The 9,775-nt window shown below is 37.2% G+C and carries 9 protein-coding genes; 2 read left to right on the top strand and 7 right to left on the bottom strand.

Annotation, left to right across the window (positions count from 1 at the left end; genetic code table 11):
- The 3 genes from E1I69_RS12875 to E1I69_RS12865 all read right to left on the bottom strand — a co-directional run.
- Positions 1-806: NTTRR-F1 domain (locus E1I69_RS12875; protein ID WP_136380001.1), on the bottom strand; the 806-nt coding region annotated here is incomplete at its 3' end.
- A gap of 192 nt (positions 807-998) precedes the next feature.
- Positions 999-1,691, bottom strand: a complete 693-nt coding sequence (locus tag E1I69_RS12870) for an N-acetyltransferase (RefSeq protein ID WP_136380000.1) — start codon at positions 1,689-1,691, stop codon at positions 999-1,001.
- Between the two features lie 49 nt (positions 1,692-1,740).
- Positions 1,741-2,727: a glycosyltransferase family protein gene (locus E1I69_RS12865; protein ID WP_161974889.1), complete on the bottom strand. Its 987-nt coding sequence runs from the start codon at positions 2,725-2,727 to the stop codon at positions 1,741-1,743.
- A gap of 149 nt (positions 2,728-2,876) precedes the next feature.
- Between E1I69_RS12865 and E1I69_RS12860 the strand changes: the two genes are divergently transcribed.
- Positions 2,877-3,881: a DUF4855 domain-containing protein gene (locus E1I69_RS12860; RefSeq protein WP_161974888.1), complete on the top strand. Its 1,005-nt coding sequence runs from the start codon at positions 2,877-2,879 to the stop codon at positions 3,879-3,881.
- A gap of 116 nt (positions 3,882-3,997) precedes the next feature.
- On the opposite strand, the gene E1I69_RS12855 is transcribed toward E1I69_RS12860, so the two are convergent.
- From E1I69_RS12855 to E1I69_RS12840, 4 genes are read right to left on the bottom strand one after another with little or no spacing between them, the layout of a single operon-like run.
- The gene (locus E1I69_RS12855) at positions 3,998-4,981 is read right to left on the bottom strand and encodes a glycosyltransferase family 4 protein (RefSeq protein ID WP_136379997.1); all 984 of its coding nucleotides are present in this window, start codon (positions 4,979-4,981) and stop codon (positions 3,998-4,000) included.
- Positions 4,978-5,928: an NAD-dependent epimerase/dehydratase family protein gene (locus tag E1I69_RS12850; RefSeq protein WP_136379996.1), complete on the bottom strand. Its 951-nt coding sequence runs from the start codon at positions 5,926-5,928 to the stop codon at positions 4,978-4,980. Before E1I69_RS12850 ends, E1I69_RS12855 begins: the two co-directional genes overlap by 4 nt.
- Positions 5,915-7,006, bottom strand: a complete 1,092-nt coding sequence (locus E1I69_RS12845) for a Gfo/Idh/MocA family protein (RefSeq protein ID WP_136379995.1) — start codon at positions 7,004-7,006, stop codon at positions 5,915-5,917. The genes E1I69_RS12850 and E1I69_RS12845 overlap by 14 nt, the downstream gene beginning before the upstream one ends.
- A 2-nt stretch (positions 7,007-7,008) precedes the next feature.
- Positions 7,009-8,112, bottom strand: a complete 1,104-nt coding sequence (locus E1I69_RS12840; protein ID WP_136379994.1) for a DegT/DnrJ/EryC1/StrS family aminotransferase — start codon at positions 8,110-8,112, stop codon at positions 7,009-7,011.
- A gap of 302 nt (positions 8,113-8,414) precedes the next feature.
- Here E1I69_RS12840 and E1I69_RS12835 point away from each other — a divergent pair, with 302 nt between their 5' ends.
- Positions 8,415-9,725 (top strand): nucleotide sugar dehydrogenase, encoded by a 1,311-nt coding sequence (locus E1I69_RS12835; RefSeq protein ID WP_136379993.1) that lies wholly within the window; start codon positions 8,415-8,417, stop codon positions 9,723-9,725.
- Positions 9,726-9,775 lie beyond the last annotated feature (50 nt).

Below are 9,775 nucleotides of genomic sequence, written 5' to 3'. Positions count from 1 at the left end.
AGATGTGTATAAGAGACAGCTGTCGCTCCAGTTACTCCGGTTGCTCCTGTCGCTCCAGTTACTCCGGTTGCACCTGTTGCGCCTGTGGCTCCAGTTGCTCCTGTGGCTCCCGTTGCTCCTGTCGCTCCCGTTGCTCCTGTCGCTCCTGTCGCTCCTGTTACTCCGGTTGCTCCGGTTGCTCCGGTTGCTCCTGTCGCTCCAGTTACTCCGGTTGCACCTGTTACGCCTGTGGCTCCTGTTGCTCCAGTTGCTCCTGTCTCTCCCGTTGCTCCGGTTGCTCCTGTCGCTCCTGTGGCTCCCGTTGCGCCGGTTGCTCCCGTTACGCCATTGTCGGTGCCTATTAATAGTGAAACATCATCAATAACTACATCTGAAGAGCCTGGCCTAGGTAGATTATTTACTAGAACTAAAGCCTGTGTAGTTCCCAATGGTGCAGGTGTCGTAGTTTGGTAGACTTCTAACCAAGTATCATTAACTAGTACATTAGGAATACGATTCTCATCTATTACGGTAATAAGACCGTAACCTAGAAAATTAAAAGCTGCATCATAGTAACCGACAGATAAAGTAATAGGTGAACTTAGTGCCGTGCCTGCTCTCGCTAAAGACGTTAGCATTTCGAAACTCTCGCCTGGGTCAACTTGTACAATTTGAAAAATAAACCCGTTCACATTATTGCCTTGTAACCTAGCAGAAAAGAATCCACTGTGGGAAAATTCTTGGGTAACAAAAGCATTTAAAGGTACCCATGGAGAAATTTGTCCTGTTTCAAAACCGCCATTAATAATTCTATTTTCTATACTCATCTAGCTATCCTCCTTTATTTTTTATAGCACTCTCAATTTAGAGTACACAAAATATAATATGTTGAAGAAAAATAGCAGTGATAGTACTCATTCCTTAATTTTGCTAGTTTATATAATCAAAAATTTAAATCAGCCTAGATTCTACTTTTAAAAAAGCCGATAATTCCTATGTTAGGAAATTATCGGCCCTATTTATTTTAATATTCTCCCTGGATTACCGACAACCGTTTTATCAGGTGGGACGTCTTTCGTAACTACACTTCCAGCGCCAACTATCGCATTCTCACCTATTGTGATAGCAGGTAAGAGGGTTGCATTATTGCCAATTTTGGCACCTTTTTTAATAACAGGTCCCTGATGTTTATAAATCCCCATCCCCATATACTTATCATTTGAAGATGAACAGCAAGGACCAATAAAGACTTCATCCTCAATTACCATATCGGCGGTTATATAACAGCCTGTTTGAATTGTTACCCGATTTCCTATTTGCGTATTTGTCTCAACGATTGCATTGCGACCGATAATGCTGTCCTCTCCTATTACTACTTTTTCACGAATACTTGCTAAGTCCCCAACAAAAACACCAGAGTTAAGCTTTGCACCCCGATACAATACACTATTACAACCAATGATTACATGATCATCAATCACTAAAGAATCCAATGCCTTCCCAGGCTTACGCGCCATTTTTTTATTAGAAGATGTTGGTTTCCCTAGCACTGTTAGTTCGCCTACTTGTACAAAATTCCCGATTTTTGTATCTTTCTTTATAACCACATGATGTCCAATAGATACAGAGTCTCCTATTATCACATTTTCTTCGATTACTACATTTTCCCCTATCGTAACATTTGCACCTAATACTACTGATGGATGAATCATATACTCCCCCCTTTTTTCAATAAAGCAGTTAGTACGCTAATTTTTGGTACTATAATTGCTCATAAATACTTATAAGGTCATTTGTAACTCGTTCTGCTGAATGATAGGTCTCTACATACTTTCTACCTGCCATTCCAAGTTCATGGCGTCGAATTGGATTGCGGATTAACTCATCAAGGACTTCATCAAGATTTTCTGGTGTTGCTTGAACAATCGGAAGATCATCAGGGAATTTTTCGCGAACATCATCTCTAATAAATGCAACGACCGGTTTCCCCATTGCCATTGCCTCTACACTCAGCATTCCATAGGTGCCACAGAGGAGCTGATCGATAATTATATCTGCTTTCATATATTCAGAAAGTGCTTTCTCATGGCTCATTTTTTCAAGAATTTGATAGGTAAATGGACTCCCTTTATCACGAAGTTTATTCACCGCAGCTTCTACATAATCGGATCCTTTAAATTCACGATTTGTTGGTGCATGAATAATAAGAGGATTGTTATTTTTAACTGAAGGATATGAGACTTTAAAGTCTTCAACATTACAAGCTAGTGGAATAACATATACATGTTTATAATAATCTTTTACATAGTGATAGGCTTCATAATCCTGCACAATTGCGGTATCAATATTGGCTGAAATAATGGTTAGCTGTCTGTGAATTTCTTCGTCAGTATAATAGGTTTCTGGAAGAGGATACGGATTCATGTTGCGAACCATTTCTGCTGTCCGTACATCACTCCCCCAATGATGCATTACCATATTCTTTCCTTTTCCCTTAAGTAAAGGGAGGTCAGCAAAATCCTGAAAAAATGTGTTCGCATTATGGAAATGGAAAATATCAACATTCTCTACAAGAAATTCAAATTCTTTCATCACTTCAAATGCGTCTGTATTTAAGATATCTCCTTTATAATTCAAGTACGTGTGAAAGCCGTTAAATCCCGCTGCATGATGACCTTGTTTTCTAATCTCCTTACAAATAATTCCCATCTGTCCCGCAATTTCAGTGGGAGCATGAACAATTTTCATAAAAATATCTCTCCTTTCCTTTCCTTTCATATCATATTCAAGAAAGATAAGTTGGTTATGCAAATCTTGTAAAATGGGGGTATGCGGACACACTTTATACCTAATGTGCTCATATACTATAAAAGACATTTATGAAAGGTGGGATATTTTTGACGATTAATGATTATATGACAGCTGAAGAACTTGGAGTGCAAAACCATATTTGCCTCCTACCGTATGGAGAAGAACACGAAAATGGTGTTAAAAATTGGACAGCAGAAGACTTAAAGCCATACCAAAGTTATCTTGTAAATAATGAAGCCGTTGATACGATGTTCAATGGATTAATCTTCAATCCGATTAATGGAAGAAAAGATTGTTATCTTTATCCAATGTTTTCTGACTTTGGTAGTTTACCACAAAGAAAAGATTGGAAGGTAGCATTAAAAGGGCTGTTTAAACGTAAACAAAACTTCGATGCTGCAGCAATGAACACAAATGCAGGAAAACAAACAGATGTATGGGTTACACTCCCATACCCAATGCTTACCCAAGAAAATTTCGGCAAAGTAGACGATCTTGTTCTAAATTTTAAAAATGAAGATGATAGATTTACTGCAGTTCAATGGTGGATAACCAAATTTTTATCAAAATGGGAAGATGCTGATCACCTTCATAAGAAATTGCAATTTAGAGGATTCGTTTGGCCACGTGCATCCATTGATGAGCGCGATGAAAATCTTGTCAAAAGAGTAACTGCATATATTCGTGAAAGAAAATTGCTTTCTCTGTGGCTTCAGCAGTACGGATCTACAGGATGTGTGGAATGGAATGAATTTGGGTTTGATGCTGCTTGCACGCACCCCAACTATTATGGAGAGACAGGGCCGGATTATACTTGGATTGCTAACTCGACTGTATTTGCAAGACATTTCCATACCGGAATGCAAATCACATTTGGAAAAGGGTTACTTTTTAAGGAGAACCATTTACAAGACTATTTAAATTTTGGCTACTACAACGAATATATGAATAAGAGTCTAGTTGTCTATCAATTTCCTAATCAAACAATGCGGGATATTTATGAAAACCACTTAACTGAATATAATCACCTCTACTCCTTTATTAAACAAACCTATACGCCTGTTTACCCAACTGCAGCTTTCCCTAATTAATCATTACGTTTTTAGCCGGTAAAGAGAACCTGCTCTTTTAACCGGCTTTTTATATGGAAAAAGAAGCTATTTTAAAGAGACTTCTTCAAATAGCTCCTTATGAAGGCCAACATTGATCATAATTTTGAATAAATAGCCATCAATCGCTCAACAACTACCTCATGAGAATGATATTTTTCAACATATTTTCTCCCTTGCATTCCATGTTCCCGTCGCAGCTCTGGAATTTCAAGCAGCATTTCAACCTGTTTATATAAAGTATCAGGATTGCTATTGATAATAGGTAATTTAGCTGGAAAGGTTGGAACAAGATCAGGGCGAATATAGGTTAAAACAGGTTTTCCTAAAGCCATTGATTCCACACTAAGTAATCCATAAGAACCGCATAAAACCTGATCGATGATGATATCAGCATCTGCATAAAGGCTGATTACTTCCTCATGGCTCATTTTCTCAATTCGTCTATAATCAATATCGTATTTTTCCCTTAGTTTTTCTATCGTTTTTTCGACATAGGTTGTTCCTTTAAAATCAGGATTTGTTGGTGCATGCAGGATAAGAGGCTTATCCTTATTAATAGCCGGATAATGAGGTTCAAAGTGAGTAAGATCAATCGCAATCGGCAGCACATGAACCTTTTCATAATAGTCTTTTACATATTCATAAACCTCATAATCTTGAACAATCGCTTCTTTAATATATTCTGTGATTTTGATTAATTTTGCATGAATTTCCTCATTGGGTGGAGAATCGCCGGTATATACATAAGGATTGTTGTTCCTAGCCTGTTCATGAAACCTTACATCATTTCCCCAATGATGCATAACCATTTTTTTATGCCTTTTTTTAAGTTCCGGTAAATCTGAATACTCCTCGCAAAGAGTAGTATTATAATGAAAATGAAAGAGATCAAATTCATTTATAATTTCATTATATTTTTCATTCAATCCTTCCTGGTCGGTATTGATCAAATAATCTTTATAGCCAAGATAGGAATGAAATGTATTATAACCAACCGAACAATGCCCCTTCTTGTTAAGGGCACTGCTCAAGATTCCCATTTGTCCTGCGATTTCAGTCGTACCGTGAAAAATTCTCATGATCCATTTCCTTTTTTCAGCCAGTTATAGGTTTTTACTATCCCCTCTGCCAAAGAATGTTCAATTCTCCAATTCAATTCCGTTTGAATTTTTTTTGAATCAATACATCTTCGTTGGACTACATCAACTTTTCGTTTCGGCATGATTTGAAGCTGAATTTTCTTTCCCCCACTAGTCTCGTGAATAACTTGTGCAAGTTCAAGAACACTTGTTTCAATTCCTGTTCCAACATTATATACATTACCTATAGCGTCCTTATCCAAAGCTGTTATAAGAGCGGCATCTATTGCATCTTCAACATACGTAAAATCCCTTGTCTGATTTCCATCCCCAAATATAATCATTGGTTTTTGATTCATTGCTGCTTCAAAAAACTTTGCTACTACCCCACAATAGGGATTTTCAACAAGTTGTCCCGGTCCATATACATTTGAAAATCTTAGAACTGTTATTGGAAGTTGATACATTTGATAATATACATGACAGTAATGCTCCATTGAAAATTTACTAGCGGCATAGGGTAATTTAATATTATAGTAGGATTCGGGTGTGGGTATGATTGGTGCCTCGCTGTATATAGAAGTAGTGGACGCATAGATAAACCTTTTTAAATCTTTACAACATTCCTTTGCCTTTTGTAATAGGATATAGCCTCCATATAAATTCGTTTCGAAATCACTATTTATGTTTTCAACTGATAAGACTAGATTTTTGCATGCAAAGTGGAAAATATAATCAACCTCTGGAAGAATTTCTTCCAGCAAATTTTCATTTGTAATACTTTCTTCATAGAATGTGATCTTATCAGAATTCGGAATAGCAGATCTTTTTCCCGTCGATACATCATCAATAATATAGATATGTTCACTTAAGGGCATCAGGTTTCTTACAAGCTGCGATCCTAAAAAACCCGCTCCCCCTGTTACAACAACCTTACCTAGATTCATGTGATTTCCACTTCCTTTCTTTCATGTCTGATGTGGAAAAAGAATAAATTGGGAACTCAACGGGTTGCTTAGACAATTCCGATTGGTACATACCGAATATAATTTCAAGGGCTTTTTTTCCTTCTGTTCCGTCTAGTAGCACACCCTTATTCTCAGACTTTACGGCTTCAATAAAATTATCATACATATAGATCTCTTCATTCCCATCTTGAAGTAGGGAATCCAATTCTTCCATATCCGTATTCTCACCTTCTATATACCAACGACCAATGTTTTTAAGAGATGGTCCTTCAATGCAAATGGTCCCCTTTTCACCGAAGAGAGACAATGAGTATCCAAGATTATTTGGCTGGGTGACAATATTTGCCTCGATAATACCCTTTGCCCGGGATTTAAAATCCAAAATACCTAAAGCAACATCCTCTGTCTCTTTTACAGTGGATTGGTAACCTATTTCACCGTAAACTGAATGTACCTCTCCAAGAAACCACTGAAGCAAATCAATAATATGAATTCCTTGATTGATTAACATTCCTCCATCCGTTTCCCATTTACCTCTCCACGGAGCAGAAGTAAAATAGTCAGGCGACCTATTGATCCTTATCGAAGCAACCCCTAAATAAATAGTTCCGATTTTTCCATCATCAATAATCCCTTTAATTTTTTGCATGATTGGCCGGAAACGAAGTTGATGACAAACCATCAGCTCTTTTTTTTGTTTCTGTGCCAATGCGATCAGTTCATTGGACCCGTCAATGGATAAAGCCATCGGTTTTTCCAAAATGACATGTTTATTAAATTGGAGAGCTTTTTTAGCCATCTCCGCATGTAGTCCAGAAAATGAAGAGATAATGACTGCATCAAGCTGCTGATCCGCAAGCATCTCTTCATAATCCTTAAAATATTTGATTGGATGTGTAAGGCCTGACTGTGTTTGATAAAAATTCCTTGCTTCATCCATTCTCGATTCATCTAAATCACTTACTGCATGTAAATGTGCATCATCAAACCTTGACAATGCATGCAAATGTTTCTTTGATATATATCCACAGCCAACTAAACCAAATCGAATCACCACTTTTAGTCCACCTCTTTTTGAAGTAAGACCGAAATCACTTCATCTTGTTCAATTTCTGTTAGCAATGGATGCATTGGAACGGCAAAAAGTCTCTCCGATAACGATTCTGCAATCGGAAAATCACCTTTTTTATAATTAAGAAACGAGTAAACCTCTTGTAAATGAAGACATTGTGGATAATAGACACCTGTTTGAATATCAGCAGCCTCAAGCCTATCCATAATCTCATCTCGATTCTCAGAATGAATGCAATATAGATGGTAAATATGAGATCGATTGCTTGCCTCCATCGGTAATTGTAAATGTGGTGCATCTTTTAAATGTGTCCTGTACCGATCTGCAAGCTTTCTTCTTTGCCCGTTCCACTCATCTATTTTCGAAAGATTTACTAGTAAAATCGCGGCATGTAGCTCATCTAGTCTGCTATTATAACCTATTAGGTCGTGATAATATTTTCTTGTTGTTCCATGTGTTCGCAGTTTTCTTATTCTAGTTGCTAGGTCCTTATCTGAGGTTGTAATAATTCCTCCATCCCCCATTGTACCGAGATTTTTAGTTGGAAAAAATGAAAAACAGGCAGCATCTCCTAAATTCCCCACTTCTAGATCCTTATAGGAAGCTCCAAATGCTTGACAAGCATCTTCAATTACATAAAGTCCGTATTTTTTTGAAATTTCCAGAATGTCATCCATTTCAGCCGGCTGCCCGAATATGTGAACTGTAATGATTGCCTTAGTGGCTGATGTTATCTTTTTCTCAATTTCTTTTGGATCAATATTATAGGTAACCGGATCAATATCAGCGAAGACTGGCTTTGCTCCAACACGTGATATCGCTTCGGCGCTTGCAAAGAATGTAAATGGCGAAGTAATTACTTCATCACCCTTGCCAATCCCATATGCATCAAGCGTAAGAACAAGTGCGTCTGTACCATTTGCAACAGATATTGCTTCTTGAACTCCAATTCTTTTCGCTATTTTTTTCTCAAGTTCCATAACTTTTGGTCCCAAAATGTATTGCCCACTATCTATAACTTCATTTATTGCATACATGATCTCATTTTTAACACTTTGAAACTGTCTCCTTAAGTCTACAAGATTAATCATTATCTATTTCTCCTTCTCCTCTCTATTAAATTTCCTTTGAAAATGCGTTTCCATCCTAATCTATGACTACATTTTGATAAAGGAACGGCTGAAGACCATTAAAAGATTAGATTTTTTCAAGTTTCATATTGAAGAAATCTACATTTTGGAGTGAGTTTTTAGTTAGAATAAACAAACTATTATATCTGTCCTTGATAAAAATGCATATTTTAAAAAATTAAGGTGATTGTCCATTTCAATCAATTCGCAATCGCATATTTTAAGACTGTACTTAATTTTTACAAGACGAGGAGAGTAAATTAATGAATAACGAGAATTCACAGAGTAAAAATAACAAAATTGCAGTGATTGGTCTAGGCTTCGTCGGTCTTCCCTTGTCTGTCATGCTTGCTGATAAGGGGTTCCAAGTGGTTGGTGTGGATAAAGATCAAGAGAAGGTTAACAAACTCAAAAACTCTAAAAGCTATATTGGTGACATAGACGACAATAGACTAAAAAAGGTGATTGACAAAGGAAGTTTTTGTGCGACAACAAATTTTGATGAGTTAAAAAAGGTAGATTCAATCATCATTTGTGTACCAACACCACTTACCAAACAAAAAACACCAGATTTAAGCTTTATCATTAGTGCGGGAAATGAAATTCAAGGAAGACTGCAGAAAGGCCAGCTAGTTATATTAGAAAGTTCAACATTTCCCGGAACGACAAAGGAAGTATTATTACCAATTTTAGAGAAAAGCGGGTTTCAAGTTGGCATTGATTTCTATTTGGCAAATTCGCCGGAGAGAATCGATCCGGGTAATAATAAGTATTCAGTTGAAGAAATCCCGAAAGTAATTGGAGGTACGACTGAAAAGTGTCTAGATGTAGGATATTCTCTTTACAAAAATATCTACCAAGAGGTCGTACCTGTTTCCTCAACTGAATCTGCGGAGTTAACTAAGCTACTTGAAAACACATTCCGTTTTATTAATATTTCCTTTATTAACGAGATGGCCATACTTTGCGAAAAATTAAAAGTTGATATTTGGGAGGTCGTTGATGCTGCTTCTACCAAGCCTTACGGTTTTACCCCATTCTATCCGGGACCAGGGATTGGCGGCCATTGTATTCCAGTTGACCCCTTTTATCTTCAATGGAAACTACAACAATTAGCGACGAGAAGCGAATTTATTTCGACAGCTGATATTACAAACCAAAGAATGGTCGAACATATCGTAGACCGTACGAAAGGGCTACTGAAGTCTAATAAATCTCTGACTCAGGCAAAAATTCTTATTTATGGGATTACCTATAAAAGGGATGTAGCAGATACACGGGATTCAGCTGCAATAGAAATTTTAGAGAAGTTTAACGAAGAGGGTACCAATGTTTATTACCATGACCCATTTGTACCATCAATTTTAATTGGAGACCATTTGTATACCAACACAGAGCTTTCGGAAGAAATATTACGTGAGATGGATTGCATCATCATTTTAACCAACCATTCTGCAATACCACTAGACCTGATTTTAACCTTCAGCAATCTTGTTTTCGATACAAGAAACGTGACTAAAGGTCATCAGGGTTCAGCTCAAGTTGTTCGACTCGGTGAAGGATTCATCCCATAAGATTTTTCGTCACACCCCAATTAGAAAAAAAATAGCAGATTTCCATATGG

The organism is Bacillus timonensis (genome assembly GCF_004799755.1).
GTDB lineage: Bacteria > Bacillota > Bacilli > Bacillales > Bacillaceae_L > Ferdinandcohnia > Ferdinandcohnia timonensis_A.
Note: the sequence above shows the minus strand (reverse complement) of the source record. Positions and strands in the feature narration are given on the sequence as shown.